Below are 16,412 nucleotides of genomic sequence, written 5' to 3'. Positions count from 1 at the left end.
CACGCTCAAACACACTTACCGATCTTGATGGGTTACGCCACACGCAATTCGATGACCGTGACCTGCGGGGGCGCGCCCACCCGCACCGGAGGACCCCAGAAACCCGCGCCGTTGGTCACATACACCGGCACGCCGTCCACCTTCCCGAAGCCGGAGACTACCGGCTGCTGCAATCTCACGAGCATGTTGAACGGGGCCATCTGGCCGCCGTGCGTGTGCCCGGAGACCTGGAGATCCACCCCGTAGGGCGCCGCCTCCTTCGCGGCCACCGGCTGGTGGGCCATCAGCACCACCGGCCGGGTGGTGTCCCGGTCGCCCAGCGCGCGGGCGAAGTCCGGGCCGTCGCCCTGCTCCTTACCGGTGAGATCGTTCACACCGGCCAGATCCAGTCCGTTGATCTCGACCCGCTCGTTGCGGAGTGGCCGGATCCCGAGCCGGGCCACCTCCTCGACCCACTCCTCGGCGCCGGAGTAGTACTCGTGGTTCCCGGTCACGAAGAACGCCCCGTGCCGCGACTCGATCTCACCCAGCGGCGCCGCGAAACGGCCCAGCTCGGCCACACTGCCGTCGACCAGGTCGCCGACCACGCACACCAGGTCCGCGTTCACCGAATTGATCACCCGGGTGATGCGCCGCGCGTGCTCCACTCCGGTGAGCGGCCCGATGTGGATGTCGGAGACCACGGCCAGCCGTGTTCCGTCCATGGACCGTGGCAGCTTGGCGATCGGCAACTGGACGCGATCGATCTGCGGCGCCCCGGTCGCGGTCTTCACGCCGTAGCCGGTGATGCTAGCCGCGGTGAGCCCGGCGAAGATCGCCGTCCCCCGGGCCAGGAGCAGCCGCCGGTCCATCCCCGGCCCCTGACCCGCGCCCCCGTGACCCGCGCCCCCGTGACCCGCGCCCCCGTGTCCCGCCACGCCGCCGTCTGCCGGCTCCCGGCTCGCGCCACCGCTCTCACCGTCGACGTCGACATCGACGCCGCCGCTCTCGCCGACCGTGTCAACGGTCGCGGCCCCATCCGCGCCCAGCGTCAACTCACCGCCACCGTGCGACTCGCTGCCGTGCCCGCTCGCCTGGCCGCTGAGGGAGGGCTCGCCGCCATGCTCGCTTGCTGCCGGAGCGCTGGCGTGCCCGCTCGTCGCGCCGCTGAGGGAGGGTTCGCCGGCGCGCTCGGTCAGCGTCACCGGCCCACTGCCGCTCAGCGTCACCGGCCCACTGCCGCTCAGCGTCACCGGCCCACTGCCGCTCAGCGTCGGCTCACCGCCACCGATCGACTCGCTGCCATGTTCGCTTGCCGCGCCGTTCAATGCCGGCTCGCCGGTGGGAAGGGGGTCGGCCGCCGGACCGCCGGGAGCAGGGGCAGTCCCGGGAGAACGCGACGCACGGTCGCTGCCTTCTCCAGGGTTACGCGCCCACAACCGCAGCGCCACCAGCCGGGGAATCTCCAGCAGGAGCAGCGTGATCAGCAGGTAGAACATCACGGCGATCCACAGATAGCCGGGCCAGGCCAGCCACGTGAGGTAGCCGGCCCGCACCCCGCCCATCGTCACCGGGAACAGCACGAAGAGCAGGACCGCCAGAACAGTCCCGGCGCGGCGGGCTGGGCCGGGACGCAGTGGATCACGAACCAGCCTCTTCCACAGGTAGAAGTGGATCAGACCGACGATCACCAGGACCATCGCGATGAACAGCACCAACTCGAACCCTCCCCAGCCGGCCCCACCCGCGACCGTGCCCTCCAGCTTGCCCGACCCAGTTTCCCCGACTAGCCGGAGCCCCTGGAGCCGTGAACTGTCGACGTTCTCAGCGGCGTCTCAGCAGCCACATGCCGGGCGGAACCGTCCCACCCGTCAAACAGCGCGACAACGCGGGAGGTGGCTGGCTGATACAAGCGCATCACCCTCATGCCGGCTCCGGGCCCGGCCACCGGCCGGTCAGATAGCGGGCCAGCAGGGCGGCATGCGACAGCGGGCTGCTGGTGTCGGCCGGGTCGCCGTTCGTCGTGTAGTCGAGCAGGACGATGCCGCCGGCCGCCAGGCCGCGCAGCCGATCGACGAGATCCGGGACCCGGTGCTCGAGCACCCACCGATAGGCCGGCAGATAGATCTGCTTGCGGGCGGTCGGATAGTCCAGCAGCTCCTGACCGGTAAGCCCGGCACGATGGCCGCGAACCGGCCCGTAGCGGCGCACGGTCCGTTTGATCTTGGTCATCGAGGTGACGGCCAGCCTTCCCGGATCGACATCGGCGCTCTCGAACACCTTCAGCGCCTGCCAGATCCCTTCGACCGAGGCGCCGACCGCCCCTGATGTGAGCGGAATCGGAATGCCGCCGTGTGGGTAGAACGGGCTCAGCCGCACCCACGGCTCCGGCCCCCGCGACGTCACGTCGATTACGGTCGCCCCGGGGAACGCAGCCCGCACCGATTCCGGCTTCCGTCGCCTGCTCGCAACATCAACCCGCATCCCAGCCTCCCCGTCAGTCCCACCGCACATGCTGCCCCAGGGGTACGACAAAACCCGCCGACCAGCGCAGCAGCGCAACGAGACGCCCACGACACGCGGCGACCTTGGACGTTTGACCACCGATTGCGGTGGCGAACCGTCCAAGATCGGCCCACGAGCTGCTCGGACGCCTGAGAGCGCGGCGGGGAGATGCGCGCTAGCCGCCCGCGAGCGGTAGCAGGAGGCCACGTCGGTGCCCGCGAACCGCGGCGGAAAGGCGCGGGGCAATCTTGGACGATTGACCGCCGGTGGCGGTGGCAAAGCGTCCAAGAATGGCCCGCCAGCTGCCCGGACGCGCGAGCGTGCGGCGGGAAGGCCGTCAGCCGCCCGCGAACGGCGGCAGGATGTCGACCGTAACGCCCTCCGGCAGGGCCGCCGCCCGGTCATGGCAGCTGAGCCCATCCACCAGGAAGCTGGCCGCCTTCAGCACCAGGGCCAGCCGCTCACCATGCCGGTCGACCAGAACCTGGATCAACTCGTCCAGGTGAGCGGCCTCGACCATCTCACTGGACGTGCCACTGGCGGCCGCGCGGGCCCCGGCGAAGTAGCGGACCGTGAGCACCGGTTCAGCCTCCGATCGCGGACATGGGACGGGCGGGCTGGAGGAAGGACGGGTCGTCGATGCCATGCCCGGCGCGTTTGCCCCACATGGCGGTCTGCCAGGCCCGACCGATCTCCTCGTCGGAGGCCCCGCCCCGCAGAAGCCCGCGCAGATCGCTCTCCTCGGTGGCGAAGAGGCAGTTGCGGACCTGGCCGTCGGCGGTGAGGCGGGTCCGGTCGCAGTCGCCACAGAACGGGCGGGTCACACTGGCGATCACGCCGACCCGGGCCGGTTCCCCGGCGGCGTCGACATGGCCCGGGACCAGCCAGGTCTCGGCCGGCGCCGTTCCACGTGAAACATTGTCAGGCTGGAGATCGAAGGGCTCGAGCGCGGCAAGGATCTCCTCGGCGGTGACCATCTCGTGCCGGTCCCACTGATGCTGGGCGTCCAGCGGCATCTGCTCGATGAAGCGCAACTGATAGCCGTGATCGAGGGCGAACCGCAGCAGCGCCGGCGCCTCGTCCTCGTTGACCCCGCGCATCAGCACGGTATTGATCTTCACGGGGGTGAGCCCGGCATCGGCCGCCGCCCGCAGGCCCGCCAGCACGTCGGCGTGCCGGTCGCGCAGGGTGAGCGTGTTGAACCGCACCGGGTCGAGGGTGTCCAGCGAGACGTTCACCCGATCGAGGCCGGCATCACGCAGCGCGACGGCGGTCCGGTCGAGGCCGATCCCGTTCGTCGTGACCGAGAGTTTGGGGCGCGGATCGAGCCGCGCCGTCTCCGCCACGATGTCCACCAGGCCGCGCCGGATCAGCGGCTCGCCGCCGGTGAACCGAACCTCGGTGACGCCGAGCCGCTCGACCGCGATCCGGACGAGCCGCTTCACCTCGTCGTCGGAGAGTTGCTGCTGCTGCGGCATCCAGGCGAGGCCCTCCGCCGGCATGCAATACGTGCAGCGCAGGTTGCACCGATCGGTCAGCGAGACGCGCAGATCGGTCGCGATGCGGCCGAACCGGTCGATGAGCCCGGTCACGGTCGCCACCGGGCCGGCTCGGCTGATCTCCTGGAGATGCGCACATGTCGAATTTAGCCGCTCATCACCCATCCCGCCGCTAGCCATATCGCCCTATGGGCAACCCGCCTCTCCGTTCCGGGCCTTTCGCCCCATAGATCAACGATCAAAAGTGCAGAACGGCCGTGGCGGCGGCCCGCACCGCGTCCCGGTACCCACCGCCGAACGCCGCGGTGTGCACCAGCAGCAGGTGCAGCTGATGCAGCGGAACCCGGGCCTGCCAGCCCTCCGCCAGTGGCCACTCCTCCCGGTAGGCGGCCAGGATGACGTCCAGGTAGGGCACCCCGCCGAACAGGGACAGTGTCGCCAGGTCGGTCTCCCGGTGGCCGCCGTGCGCCGCCGGGTCGACGAGCCAGGCACGGCCGTCGGCGGCCCACAGCAGGTTGCCCGGCCACAGGTCGCCGTGGATTCGTGCGGGCGGTTCGCTCACGGCGTACCCCTCGAGGTCTTTGATGATCTGCTCGATGAGGGTGACGTCGGTCTCGGAGATTGCGCCGCGATCGGCCGAGATCTTGAGGTAGGGAAGCAGGCGCCGAGTCGCGAACCAGGAGGCCCACGCGCCGGTGCCGGGGGTGTTGTCCAGCGGCAGCGGGCCGATCCAGCCGGGCCAGGCGGCGCCGAAGGCGTCGGAGCCGCTGCGATGCAGGCGGGCGAGCGAGCGGCCGAACGTCTCCGCCGCCTGCCGGGTGGGCTCGCCGGGCTGGACCCACTCGGTGGCGAGCAGATCGGGCAGGGCGACCAGGACCTCCGGCACCGGAACCGTCTCCGAGGAGCGCAGCCAGGCCAGTCCGGCCGCCTCCGCCGCGAACATGCCGTCGGGCGCCGGACCGGACGACCACGACTTCGCGAACAGGGACGTTCCGTCGTCGAGAGTGAGCCGGGAGACCCCACGGGCCACGGGTGTCTCACGGATTCGCTGGTGGGTGAGAAATGTCGGGAGGTGCTCAGGGTGCGCGCGCAGATACGCCAGGTCCACCCGGCTATCTTGCGCTTCTGGTGACGTAAGTCTCCATTCGGAGGCAAGATGACGTCATGACCCCTGTCGTCGTGCGCTCGTACCGCCCGAGTGACCACTCCACTGGCAGGCGCTTGTGGACCGAGCTCACCAGACAGCACAACGAGATGTACGGGGAACACCGGGACGACGGCGGCGCCGGCTTCGAGGAGTACCTGACCAGGCTCGACCTCTCCGGACTGTGGGTGGCCGACCACGCCGACGACGGGGTGATCGGGATGGTCGGGCTGATCATGCGGGGCCGGGCCGGTGAGGTCGACCCGGTCGTCGTGACGATCACCCACCGGCACAAGGGCGTGGGCCGCCGCCTGCTGCAACACGTCGCCGGCGAGGCCAAACGCCGCAGCATGACCGCGCTGACCATCTCACCGGAGTCCCGCAACGTGGAGGCGATCCGCAGTCTGCACGCGGCCGGCTACGACGTGGTCTCGTCGATCGAGCTGACCATGGACCTGGACCGGCACACGCACCCCTGGCAGCAGGAGGGTCTGCAACTGCACGAGTTGCCGTTCCGCTCCTAGCTGCGGCTTCGCGATCGCCGCCTGTGGACAGGTCGGCGTGTCGTCCACAGGGCATCCCACCGGCCGCCGAATGCGAGCACGCTGCCGGGCATGACAGGCGACTGCTCCCTCGTCCTCCGTACCCCTTCCGATCTTCTCGCGGCACTGCCGTTCCTGCTCGGCTACCACCCGCGTGACGACCTCGCCCTGGTCGGCCTGCGCGGCCGTGAGCTCGACTTCGGCGCGTGCCTCGACCTGCCGCCGCCGGACCGGTGCGCGGAGACTGCCCGGGAGGTGGCCGGAGCGGTGGCCCGGCAGCGTCCCGACGCGATGGTGATCGTCGGCTACGGTCCGCCCCGGCGGGTCACCCCGGTCGTGCTGTCCGTCGCCGAGGCGCTGCGGGCCGCCGGCGTCCGGATCGACGACGTGCTCCGGGTCGACGACGGCCGCTGGTGGTCGTATCTGTGCGAGGACCCGGGCTGCTGCCCGCCGCAGGGGTTGCCCTGCCCGCCACCGGACAGCGTGATCGCGGCCGCGGCCACCTACCTCGGCCAGGTCGCCCTGCCCAGCCGGGAGCACCTGGCGGACCAGGTCGCGGCGGTGCGCGGGCCGGCCCGTAAGGCCATGGTGGCGGCCACCGAGCGGGCCCGAACCCGCTTTCCCGAGCTGCTCGACGACGTCCGGCGGATCCGGCGGGCCGGCCGCCTGGCGATCCGGGACGCTGAGAAGCGGTACCGGTCCGGTGCCGCCCTGACCGACGACGAGGTCGCCTGGCTCGGGTCGCTGCTGGTGGAGCGGGGTGTGGAGGACTATGCGCTCAACCGGACCGGTCCGGAGGAGTGGCGGGTCCGGCTCTGGACCGACGTGGTGCGGCGGGTCGAGACGGCGTTCGTGGCGGCTCCGGCCTGCCTGCTCGGGTTCGCGGCCTGGCGGCTGGGCCGGGGTGCGCTGGCCCGGGTGGCGGTGGAGCGGGCCCTCAGCGCGGAGCCCGGCCACCAGCTCGCCCGGATGCTGTTCGAGCTCCTGACCAGCGGAATCCCCCCGACCCTGGTGAACCGTCGTGCGGGCTGACCGGTCAGGGCCGTTCGGTCTCCTGACGGACGGTCTCCGCGCCCTGGTCCTCCGGTGCCGTCGTGCGCAGGCTGGGCGACGGGGTCGGGTTGTCGGCGACCGTGTGCAGGCCGGGCACCCGGTCCTCGATGACGAAGGAGGCCCGGGTGTGCGCCGGCGCGCCCGCCTCGGTGACGTAGGGCAGGACCACGAAGTCGGCGGTCAGCGTCTCCCCGGTGATCCGCGTCCGGACGTAACCGCGCTGGTTGTTGTAGAAGCGCAGGTGCGGGTTCCAGGCGGCCCAGGTGTGGTTGCCGCTCGCCACGTCGGCCCCGTTCCCGCCGGAGGTGATCGACGAGCAGACCAGCTCGGTGCCGACGGTCTTCGAGGTGGGGTCGTTCCAGTCCAGCTTGAGTTCGTCGGCCCAGTGCGCGTGCACGTCACCGGTGAGCACCACCGGGTTGCGGACCCCGGCGTCCACCCAGCCGCGGGTGATCCGGTCCCGGGAGCCCTGGTAGCCGTCCCAGGAGTCCATGCTCAGCACCTTCTGGGGGCCGGAGTTGTTGTCCCGCTGGCCGAAGAAGACCTGTTGACCGAGGACGTCCCAGCGGGCGGTCGACCGGCGGAAGCCGTCGAGCAGCCAGGCCTCCTGTTCGGCACCGGTGATCGAGCGGGCCGGATCGGCGGCGGCCGCGCAGTCCTTGTAGCCGTCGCCGCACCCCTGGTCATCGCGGTACTGCCGGGTGTCGAGCATGTGGAAGGTGGCGAGCCGGCCCCAGTGCAGCCGCCGGTAGAGCAGCATGTCGATGCCGTTCGGGATCGACGACCGGCGCAGCGGCATGTTCTCCCAGTAGGCCTGGAACGCCGCGGCCCGCCGGGCCAGGAAGTTCGGGTCGGGCTGCTCGGGCACCTCGTCGGCCCAGTTGTTCTCGGTCTCGTGGTCGTCCCAGACCACCGCCCACGGGGCTACGGCATGCGCTGCCTGGAGGTCCTGGTCGGTCTTGTACTGGGCGTGCCGCTGCCGGTAGTTGGCCAGCGTGACGGTCTCCGGACCCTCGTGGTCGCGCGGGTTGCCGCCGGGGATGTTGTAGGTGTCCGGCGCGTATTCGTACTGGTAGTCGCCGAGGTGCAGGATCAGTTCCGGCTCGTCCTCGGCCAGTCGGCGGTAGGCGGTGAAGTAGCCGTGCTCGTACTGGGAACAGGAGGCGAACGCCATGGCCAGGGTGGCGGGCCGGGACCACCGGGCGGGTGCGGTCCGGGTCCGCCCGGTCGGCGAGGTGTGGCGCTCGGCGTGGAAGCGGTAGAAGAACTCGCGGCCCGGCGCCAGCCCGTCCAGTTCGACGTGCACGCTGTGCGCCCGGTCCGGGCGGGCGGCGGTCACGCCTCGGCGGATCACTCGGCGGAAGCGCTCGTCGGCGGCGAGTTCCCAGGCCACCGGCACGGCACGGTAGGGCATGCCGCCGAGGCCGTCCGCGGCGAGCGGGGTGACGGCGAGCCGGGTCCAGAGCACGAAGCCGTCCGGGGACGGGTCACCGGAGGCGACGCCGAGGGTGAACGGGTCGGCCGGCAGTGGGCCGCGGCCGGGAGTGGTCGCGGCGGACAGCGGAATCACGGTGGCGGCACCGGCCGCCGAGGTCAGCAGGGTACGGCGCGAGATCGGCATCCCCGCAGCGTCGATCCCATAGATGAATCTCTATAAATGGTGGCGTTGCCAATGAATGGTCAGGAAGTGACGCGATGTGCGCCCGAGTAGACGTTCATCCGCGGTTCGCGGAGGAAACCGACAAGTGTCATTCCGGCTTCCTCGGCCAGTTCCGCGGCGAGTGTGCTCGGCGCCGACACCGCGGCCAGCATCGGCAGCCCGGCCGTCCACGCTTTCTGGGTGAGCTCGAAACTGGCCCGCCCGGACACCAGCAGGACATGCCCGGTCAACGGCAGCCGGCCCTCCCGCAGCGCCCACCCGAGCACCTTGTCCACCGCGTTGTGCCGTCCCACGTCCTCACGCAGCACCACCAGCTCACCCTCGGCGGTGAAGAGGCCGGCGGCGTGCAGACCGCCGGTGCGGTCGAAGGTCCGCTGGGCGGCGCGCAGCTTCTCCGGCAGGCCGGCGAGCAGCCGGGCCGGGATCCGCACCGGGTCGGCGGACACGTCGAAGTGCGACCGTACGCGTACCGCGTCGATGCTGGCCTTGCCGCAGACCCCGCAGGAACTGGTCGTGTAGAAGTTGCGGCTCGGGTCGGTGACCGGCGGCGGCACACTCGGATCGAGCACGACGTCCACCACGTTGTAGGTGTTCGGCGTGTCCGTGCCGGCGCACAGCTGGGCCGTCGTCACATCCCCGGCCCGGCTGATCACGCCCTCGCTGAGCAGAAATCCCATGGCCAGGTCGATGTCGTGGCCGGGGGTGCGCATGGTCACCGCGAGCGGCTTCTTGCGGACCCGGATCTCCAGCGGCTCCTCGGCCGTCAGGTGGTCCTGGCGGCGGCGGGCGGCCGGCGACACGCTGACATCGATGGTAACCACCGTGCGGCGGGTCGTGCTCCTGGCCATAGCGGGAGCTTACGGGGTCCCCGGAAGGCGTCGAACCGAGCGCGTGGTCACGTCCGGCACGTGGTCGGGATACGGTACTCACGTGGGGGGATTCGCGGCGGTGGTCTTGGCCGGTGGTGCGGCACGGCGGATGGGCGGTGCCGACAAGCCGGCCCTCGCGGTCGCCGGCCAGTCGATGCTCACCCGGGTGCTGGCGGCGGTGCACGACGCCGACCCGCGTGTCGTGGTCGGCCGGATAGCGCCGGACTTCCCGGTTCCGGTGCACGTCACGCGGGAGGAACCGCCCGGTGGTGGGCCGGTCGCGGCGGCTGCGGCGGGGCTCGCCCTGGTGCCGTCCCAGGTCACCTACACCGCCCTGCTCGCCGCCGACCTGCCGCTGCTGACCGGCGAGGCGGTCGACGTGCTGCGGCTGACCCTGGAGTCGGCGCCGATGGAGGGCGCGGTCTACCGGGACACCGACGGGCACCTGCAACTGCTGTGCGGGGTATGGCGTACGGCCGGTTTGCGTGCCGCCCTCGACCGGGTGGCCGAGGCCCGCGGCGGTCTGCACGGCGCCCCGGTGCGGGCGCTGCTCGATCACTCCCGGGTCGCCGAGGTGTCCTGGCGCCGGCCCGGCCCGCCCCCGTGGTTCGATTGCGACACCGACGACGATCTACGCACCGCGGAGGAATGGGCGCAATGAGCGAGCTCGATCAGTGGGTGGCCGAGGTCGCCGTCGAGTTGGGGCTCGGTGACGTCGAGGTGCCCACCCGGGAGGTGCTCGACGTGGCCCGGGATGTCGCGCACAACGTCCTGCGGCCCGGGGCGCCGGTCTCCGCGTACCTTCTCGGGCTCGCCGTGGCCGCCGGCGCCGACCCGGCCGACGCCGCTCAGCGGATCAGCGCGCTGGCGCTGCGCCGGGCCGCTCCCGGTAACTAGAGGCGGTCCACCCTGGACCCGCATCGCTCGATAGGGTGACGGGAACGGAGGTGCGATCATGACGGCAGAAGGCGCCGCGAGCGAGGCGTACGAAGGCGGTTTGCTCGACGAGCCGACCACGGCCGACCTGAAGGCGAAGGTCACCCAGGCGTGGCGGGAGTTCGCCGCCGCGCTGGCCGGACTGCTGCCGAATTTGGAGCCGGGCGCGCACATCGACCTGACGCTCGACCCCACCGCCTCGGGCACCGGCACGGCCGTCTATTCAGTGAGCATCCGGGTGCTGCCGGAGGGCGTCGTCGAGGCGCTCGCGGTCGGCAACGCGGCGCTGCCGCAGGAGTTCCGGATGGACCGCGCCGCCGTCGCCGACCTGGTCGCGCTCGGCTGGTCGCCGCCGGGCGTGCTGCCGGGCTCGGGCGACTCGTTCGGGCTGCGCTCGTTACAGGACAAAGCCGCCCAGGTCGCCACCATCGTCACCCGCACCCTGCGGGACGTGCACGGCGCCCCGCACCCGGCCTTCCTGGTCTACCTGGTGCACGACGAGGACGACGAGCCGATCGAGTCCACCCCGCTCGGCACCGCCCGTCACGAGCCCAGCATCGAGGCCGGGCTGAGCGTGGACGACGACGACGCGGCTCTCGACGCGGCCCTGGCCGCGGTGACCGACGACGTGGTGCCGCTGGAGGAGCGGGTCCGCACTGTCGTGGCCACCATGTCCAAGACCACCGTCGACCAGCTCCAGGTCGACGCCGACGGCGACATCGGCATCCGGGCCGGCTCGGCGATGGTCTTCGTCCGGGTTCGGGACAATCCGCCCCTGGTCGACGTCTTCTCCCCGATCCTCACCGAGGTCGAGCCGACCGAGCAGCTCTACGTGAAGCTGTCCGAGCTCACCAACCGGATGCCGATCGGCCGTCTCTACTGCGCGCAGGACACCGTGTGGGCGTCGATCCCGGTGTTCGGCCGCAACTTCCAGGCGATCCATCTCATGCTGGCGATGCAGGTGATGACCGGTCTCGCCGACGAGCTGGACGACCGGCTGCACGGCGAGTTCGGTGGCAAGCGGTTCTTCGGCGAGGGTGACAAGCCGTCGGCGGGCAAGTCCGACGACGGGCACCGCCCCGGCATGTACCTATAGCGGCACCGCGGTCGGCGTCTCCACCAGCCGCGACAGCACCACCATGCTCCGGGTCGAGGTCACGAACGGCTCGGCCCGGAGTCGCTCCAGCGCCTGTTCGAGGTGCCCGATGTCGGCGGCCCGCAGGTGCACCAGCGCGTCCGCCTGCCCGGAGACGGTGTAGGCGCCGACCACTTCGGGATGCCTGCGGGTGGCCACGGTGATCTGCGCCGGTGTGGTTCGCCCGGTGCAGAACAGCTCGACGAACGCCTCGGTGGTCCAGCCCACGGCGGCCGGCTCGATGACGGCCGTGAATCCCTTGATGACCCCGTCGGCGCGCAGTCGATCGACGCGCCTCTTCACCGCGGGTGCCGACAACGACACCCGTGCACCGATCTCAGCGTACGAAGAGCGGGCGTCCGCGACGAGGAGCGCAATGATTCGCTGGTCGACGGCGTCCATCTGCAACGATTCGCCTCCGAGAAGCAAGATTCATGGCTGTTTGCTGCAACTTAGCCTACCTACCCTTTAACCTCATGAGCTACACGGAGCGCTTGCCGCGAAACAGGACATACCTCATGTGTCCCCCCGAGCATTTCACGGTCGAGTACGCCATCAACCCCTGGATGGACACCACCGTCACGGTCGACGCCCGTCTCGCCGTCAAGCAGTGGGACCAGCTCCGTACCACCCTCGCCGACCTGGGCCACGTCGTGCACGTGCTCGACCCCGAGCCCGGCCTGCCGGACATGGTCTACTCCGCCAACGGCGCTTTCTCCGTCGACGGGACCGTCTACGGCGCCCGCTTCCTGCACCCGCAGCGCTCCGCCGAGGCCGCCGCCCACCAGGCGTTCTACCTGGCGAACGAGGGCTGGAACTTCATCGCTCCGGAGCACGTCAACGAGGGCGAGGGCGACTTCGCGTACCTGCCCGCGGCGTACGGCGGCATCGTCCTGGCCGGCTACGGCTTCCGTACCGACCCGGCCGCGCACGCCGAGGCGCAGGAGGTTCTGGGCCGCCCGGTGATCTCGCTCAAGCTGGTCGACCCGGCGTTCTACCACCTGGACACCGCGCTCGCCGCCCTCGACGACCGGCACGTCACCTACTACCCCGGCGCCTTCTCCGAGGCGTCCCAGCAGGTGCTGCGCCAGCTCTTCCCGGACGCCGTCATCGCCGACCGCGCCGACGCCGAGGCGTTCGGCCTCAATCTGGTCAGCGACGGCCGGCACGTGATCCTCAACACCGAGGCCGTCGCGATGGGCCACAAGGTCCGCGAAGCCGGTTACCTCCCCGTTCACGTGGATCTCTCCGAGCTCAAACGAGGCGGCGGCAGCATCAAGTGCGCGGTAGCCGAACTGCGCCCCTGACGATCTCGAACCGGTGAGCGAAGATGGGCGCATGACCGACGACACCCGTACCACTGAGCACAAGGAAGACGGCTCCGTCATCGTCGTGGGCCCGGACGGCCGCCCGATGGGTACGGTCGAGCCCGACGGCTCGCTCACGCCCGAGGAGCCCGGCAACCTCATCGAGCAGCCCGCCAAGGTCATGCGAATCGGCAGCATGATCAAGCAGCTGCTCGAGGAGGTGCGGGCGGCTCCGCTCGACGAGGCGAGTCGCGGCCGCCTGCGGGAGATCCACCAGCGGTCGATCACCGAGCTCGAGGACGGTCTCGCCCCCGAGCTGCGCGAGGAGCTGGAGCGTCTGTCCCTGCCGTTCGAGGGCGAGACCCCGCCCAGCGAGGCCGAGCTGCGCATCGCCCAGGCCCAGCTGGTCGGTTGGCTGGAGGGCCTCTTCCACGGCATCCAGGCGGCTCTCGTCGCCCAGCAGATGGCCGCCCGCCTGCAACTCGAGCAGATGCGCGGCGGCATCCCGGGCCGCCCGGCACTGCCGATGGGCGGCCTCATCCCAGGCGCCGGCGCTCCCGGCCAGGAGAACGTGCACGGCCGCACCGGCCAATACCTCTAAAACCCCTTTTATCGTATGGGGCCGCCCGTTCCGCCGAATTCGGACCGTCCCGCCGGTTCGGCGCGGCCCCGTGCAACTCCAGACCATGCCGCGCGTTCCGGGCGTGAGCGTCGGCTCACGCTCGCAACCACCTGCCCACCCACCCTCCCCGCCGCGGCTCCCGCCGGCCGGAAGCGACCCCGCTAGCTCAACTTGAAGAGAGAGCGCAGATAGGTTGCGACGCCGTCCTCGTCGTTGGTGCCGGTGACGTCGTCGGCGATCGCGCGCAGCGCGGGATGCGCGTTGCCCACCGCGACGCCCCGGCCCGCCCAGCTCAGCAGCGGAATGTCGTTGGGCATGTCGCCGAAGGCGACGACCTGGTCGGCGGTGATGCCGTGCCGTTCACAGAGCCAGGCCAGCCCGGCGGCTTTGGTGACGCCGGCCGCGGAGATCTCGACGAGCGCCGACGACGACGACCGGGTCGCCTCGGCCCGGTCGCCCAGGGTGCGGCTGACCAGTTCCAGGAAGTCGTCGGGGTCGGCGGTGGCGGAGCGGGCCAGCAGTTTCACGGCGGGGGCCGCGGTCAGCTCCTCCGGGGAGGCGATCACCCGGACCCGGTCGTCGTGCTCCCAGCGGATGGTCCACGTGTCCTCGTGCAGGAAGGCTCGGCCGTCCTCGATCTCGACGGCCAGGGACACGTCGGGAACCGTGTCGCGCAGGCGTTTCGCGACGTCGATCAGCAGGTCGCCGGGCAGCGGATCGGCACGTAGCACCTCGTCGTTGTCCGGGTCGTAGATGACCGCGCCGTTCGCGCAGATCGCGGGCAGCGGTGCCGACAACTGGTCGTAGAGCTGGTGGAGCCAGCGCAACGGGCGGCCGGTGACCAGAACCACCGGGACCGGGATGCGCTCCAAGACGTCCCGGGTGCCGGGGGACAGGCTGCGGTCGCTGGTGATCAGGGTGCCGTCGATGTCGGTGGCGACGAGCCGGAAGTCTGCCATCACCTGGACAATAGCCGGTCCAGATAGCGGGCCACGCCGTCCTCGTCATTGGTGAGTGTCACATCGTCGGCCACCGCGAGCAACGACGGGTGTGCATTGGCGACCGCCACCCGTCCCCAGCCGGCCCAGGCGAACATCGGCAGGTCGTTGGGCATGTCGCCGAAGACCAGCACGTCCGACGGGTCGACTCCGATCGACTCGGCGACCACCGACAGGCCGGTGCCCTTGTCCACCGAGGGTGGGCAGATCTCCACGTAGTCGAGGCCGGCCTGGGTGACCGTCGCCAGGGCCGGCGGCACCACCCGGTGGGCCATCGCGAGCAGTTCGTCGACGCCCAGCTCGAACGACCGGGCGAACGCCTTGATCACCTCGCTGTCGAGGCACTCGGCGCGTGACCGGGCCTCCACCGTCACCGGGAAACGCCAGGTCGGGTCGTAGTCGCCCCAGAGCGGGGAGTCGTCGTGTTCCAGTGCCTCGAACATCACCGACAGCGGCCCGGCCACCGACTCCAGCGCGCCGAGCACCCGGCCGAGCGCCGGGCCGGGCAGGCGTGCCTGCCGCAGGTAGCGGGAGTCCTCCAGGTCGAGCACCCAGCCACCCTGGGCGAGCACCAGGAAGTCGGCGACCCGGATGTCGTTGCGGGTGAGCGAGGTGAGGCGGGGGCCGCGGCCGGTGGCGGCGACGATCCGGATGCCGGCGGCGCGGACCCGGTCGAGAACCTCGTGTGTGTACGCCGAGACGGTGTTGTCACTGCGGACCAGGGTGCCGTCCAGATCCGTGGCGATCAGCTTGGGGAGTCCAGGCTTCATCGAAACCTCCGAGGGTCGGCTGACCCCCGCGGAGGGCGGAAGGAGAACGGTACACCTGATCGGCTACCAGCAGCTATGACAACTGGTAGCCGATCGATGACAAGGTCGTTACCTGGCAGGTTCCAGGACCTCGCGGCCGAGGAAGGGTTGCAGAGCCTTCGGCACCCGCACCGAACCGTCCGGCTGCTGGTGGTTCTCCAGGATCGGGATGAGCCAGCGGGTGGTGGCGAGCGTCCCGTTCAGCGTGGCGGCGATCTGCGGCTTGCCGTCCGCGTCCCGGTAGCGGACGTTGAGCCGCCGCGCCTGGAAGGTGGTGCAGTTCGACGTCGAGGTGACCTCGCGGTACCGCCCCTGCGACGGCACCCACGCCTCGCAGTCGAACTTGCGGACCGCGCTGGACCCGAGGTCGCCGGCGGCCACGTCGATCACCCGGTACGGGATCTCGACCTTGGCCAGCATCTCCTCCTCCATGGCGAGCAGCCGCAGGTGCTCGGCCTCCGCCTCCTCGGGACGGCAGAACGAGAACATCTCCACCTTGTCGAACTGGTGGACCCGCAGGATGCCGCGCACGTCCTTGCCGTGCGAGCCGGCCTCCCGCCGGTAGCACGTCGACCAGCCGGCGAACCGGGCCGGCCCGCTGTTCAGGTCGATGATCTCGTTCGAGTGGTACGCCGCGAGCGCCACCTCCGAAGTGCCGACCAGGTAGAGGTCGTCGGCTTCGAGCCGGTAGACCTCGCTGGCGTGCGACCCGAGGAAGCCGGTGCCCTCCATCGACTCCGGCCGCACCAGGGTGGGCGTGATCGACGGCGTGAAACCGTGCTCGACCGCCTGCTGGATGGCCAGCTGGAGCATCCCGAGCTGGAGCAGGGCGCCCACACCGGTGAGGAAGTAGAACCGCGACCCGGACACCTTGGCGCCGCGCTCGGTGTCGATGGCCCGCAGCGCCTCACCGATCTCCAGGTGGTCCCGCGGCTCGGCGATCTGCGGCTTCTCGCCGACCTCGCGCAGCACGACGAAGTCGTCCTCGCCGCCGGGCGGGGCGCCCACTGTCACGTTCGGCACCGCGAGGTGGGCCCGGCGCAGCGCCTGGTCGGCCTCGCCGGCGGCGGCCTCCGCCGCCTTCACCTCAACGGCCAATTCCTTGGTACGCGCGAGCAGCGCGGCCCGCTCGTCCCCGGAAGCCTTCGCGACCTCCTTGCCGATGGACTTCTGCTCCGCCCGGACCGTCTCGAACCGCTGGGTGGCGGCCCGGCGCTCCTCGTCGGCACGCAGCAGGTCGTCCACGAGATCGGTGGACTCACCGCGCAGCCGCTGGCTGGCGCGGATCAGTTCGGGGTCTTCACGGAGCAGACGCAGGTCAATCACGGTTGTCGAGCGTACCGGCGTCCGGGTC

Annotated in this window: 17 protein-coding genes and 1 pseudogene; 7 read left to right on the top strand and 11 right to left on the bottom strand. The window is 70.9% G+C overall.

Translation table 11 applies throughout. The features are described 5' to 3' along the window. Window positions 1–32: 32 nt before the first annotated feature. The 5 genes and pseudogenes from IEZ13_RS47955 to IEZ13_RS20285 form a co-directional block, all read right to left on the bottom strand. A pseudogene (locus tag IEZ13_RS47955) lies at window positions 33–845 on the bottom strand (metallophosphoesterase); the annotation flags it as partial. Between the two features lie 1,057 nt (window positions 846–1,902). Then, on the bottom strand, window positions 1,903–2,463 hold the full coding sequence (locus IEZ13_RS20300; RefSeq protein WP_183226507.1) for a DUF6939 family protein: 561 nt from the start codon (window positions 2,461–2,463) through the stop codon (window positions 1,903–1,905). A gap of 358 nt (window positions 2,464–2,821) precedes the next feature. After that, window positions 2,822–3,130: a MoaD/ThiS family protein gene (locus IEZ13_RS46630; protein ID WP_183226506.1), complete on the bottom strand. Its 309-nt coding sequence runs from the start codon at window positions 3,128–3,130 to the stop codon at window positions 2,822–2,824. Next, window positions 3,069–4,103 carry a GTP 3',8-cyclase MoaA gene (gene moaA, locus IEZ13_RS20290; protein ID WP_229794837.1) on the bottom strand — a complete coding sequence of 345 codons (1,035 nt, stop codon included), beginning with the start codon at window positions 4,101–4,103 and terminating at the stop codon, window positions 3,069–3,071. The genes IEZ13_RS46630 and moaA overlap by 62 nt, the downstream gene beginning before the upstream one ends. Before the next feature lie 118 nt (window positions 4,104–4,221). Next, complete coding sequence (locus tag IEZ13_RS20285; protein ID WP_183226504.1) at window positions 4,222–5,091, bottom strand: fructosamine kinase family protein; 870 nt, start codon at window positions 5,089–5,091, stop codon at window positions 4,222–4,224. Window positions 5,092–5,147: 56 nt separating this feature from the next. On the opposite strand from IEZ13_RS20285, the gene IEZ13_RS20280 reads away from it, so the two are divergent. Both IEZ13_RS20280 and IEZ13_RS20275 read left to right on the top strand, forming a co-directional pair. Then, entirely contained in the window at window positions 5,148–5,651 is a 504-nt protein-coding gene (locus tag IEZ13_RS20280) for a GNAT family N-acetyltransferase (protein WP_183226503.1), read from the top strand. A gap of 90 nt (window positions 5,652–5,741) precedes the next feature. Beyond that, window positions 5,742–6,701, top strand: coding sequence for a DUF4192 domain-containing protein (locus IEZ13_RS20275; protein WP_183226502.1), 960 nt, complete (start codon window positions 5,742–5,744; stop codon window positions 6,699–6,701). Window positions 6,702–6,705: 4 nt separating this feature from the next. Here IEZ13_RS20275 and IEZ13_RS20270 read toward each other — a convergent pair whose 3' ends face one another. Then, a complete protein-coding gene (locus tag IEZ13_RS20270) occupies window positions 6,706–8,343 on the bottom strand; it encodes an alkaline phosphatase D family protein (RefSeq protein ID WP_183226501.1) in 1,638 nt (545 codons plus the stop codon). A 59-nt stretch (window positions 8,344–8,402) separates the two neighbouring features. Next, entirely contained in the window at window positions 8,403–9,230 is an 828-nt protein-coding gene (fdhD, locus tag IEZ13_RS20265; RefSeq protein WP_183226500.1) for a formate dehydrogenase accessory sulfurtransferase FdhD, read from the bottom strand. Window positions 9,231–9,312: 82 nt separating this feature from the next. Here fdhD and mobA point away from each other — a divergent pair, with 82 nt between their 5' ends. Genes mobA through IEZ13_RS20250 form a run of 3 tightly spaced genes read left to right on the top strand, consistent with a single transcriptional unit; the run spans window position 9,313 to window position 11,283 of the window. Continuing rightward, window positions 9,313–9,912 (top strand): molybdenum cofactor guanylyltransferase, encoded by a 600-nt coding sequence (mobA, locus tag IEZ13_RS20260; protein ID WP_229794809.1) that lies wholly within the window; start codon window positions 9,313–9,315, stop codon window positions 9,910–9,912. Next, a complete protein-coding gene (locus IEZ13_RS20255) occupies window positions 9,909–10,148 on the top strand; it encodes a DUF6457 domain-containing protein (RefSeq protein ID WP_183226498.1) in 240 nt (79 codons plus the stop codon). Before mobA ends, IEZ13_RS20255 begins: the two co-directional genes overlap by 4 nt. 58 nt (window positions 10,149–10,206) lie before the next feature. Continuing rightward, window positions 10,207–11,283 carry a T3SS (YopN, CesT) and YbjN peptide-binding chaperone 1 gene (locus IEZ13_RS20250; RefSeq protein ID WP_183226497.1) on the top strand — a complete coding sequence of 359 codons (1,077 nt, stop codon included), beginning with the start codon at window positions 10,207–10,209 and terminating at the stop codon, window positions 11,281–11,283. Here the strand turns inward: IEZ13_RS20250 and IEZ13_RS20245 are convergent. Further along, window positions 11,278–11,730: an Lrp/AsnC family transcriptional regulator gene (locus IEZ13_RS20245; protein ID WP_183226550.1), complete on the bottom strand. Its 453-nt coding sequence runs from the start codon at window positions 11,728–11,730 to the stop codon at window positions 11,278–11,280. The genes IEZ13_RS20250 and IEZ13_RS20245 overlap by 6 nt on opposite strands. A 68-nt stretch (window positions 11,731–11,798) precedes the next feature. Between IEZ13_RS20245 and ddaH the strand changes: the two genes are divergently transcribed. Both ddaH and IEZ13_RS20235 read left to right on the top strand, forming a co-directional pair. Continuing rightward, window positions 11,799–12,629 carry a dimethylargininase gene (ddaH, locus tag IEZ13_RS20240; RefSeq protein WP_183226496.1) on the top strand — a complete coding sequence of 277 codons (831 nt, stop codon included), beginning with the start codon at window positions 11,799–11,801 and terminating at the stop codon, window positions 12,627–12,629. A 31-nt stretch (window positions 12,630–12,660) separates the two neighbouring features. Further along, the gene (locus tag IEZ13_RS20235) at window positions 12,661–13,230 is read left to right on the top strand and encodes a bacterial proteasome activator family protein (RefSeq protein ID WP_183226495.1); all 570 of its coding nucleotides are present in this window, start codon (window positions 12,661–12,663) and stop codon (window positions 13,228–13,230) included. Window positions 13,231–13,412: 182 nt separating this feature from the next. On the opposite strand, the gene IEZ13_RS20230 is transcribed toward IEZ13_RS20235, so the two are convergent. The 3 genes from IEZ13_RS20230 to serS form a co-directional block, all read right to left on the bottom strand. Further along, a complete protein-coding gene (locus IEZ13_RS20230; RefSeq protein ID WP_183226494.1) occupies window positions 13,413–14,210 on the bottom strand; it encodes an HAD family hydrolase in 798 nt (265 codons plus the stop codon). Further along, window positions 14,210–15,019 carry an HAD family hydrolase gene (locus tag IEZ13_RS20225; protein ID WP_183226493.1) on the bottom strand — a complete coding sequence of 270 codons (810 nt, stop codon included), beginning with the start codon at window positions 15,017–15,019 and terminating at the stop codon, window positions 14,210–14,212. The genes IEZ13_RS20230 and IEZ13_RS20225 overlap by 1 nt, the downstream gene beginning before the upstream one ends. Window positions 15,020–15,127: 108 nt before the next feature. Beyond that, window positions 15,128–16,384: a serine--tRNA ligase gene (serS, locus tag IEZ13_RS20220; protein ID WP_183226492.1), complete on the bottom strand. Its 1,257-nt coding sequence runs from the start codon at window positions 16,382–16,384 to the stop codon at window positions 15,128–15,130. Between the last annotated feature and the right edge of the window lie 28 nt (window positions 16,385–16,412).

Source organism: Actinoplanes campanulatus (genome assembly GCF_014647795.1).
Lineage (GTDB): Bacteria > Actinomycetota > Actinomycetes > Mycobacteriales > Micromonosporaceae > Actinoplanes > Actinoplanes campanulatus.
The sequence above is the reverse complement of the archived record's forward strand: the minus strand, read 5'-3'. Positions and strand labels throughout refer to the sequence as shown.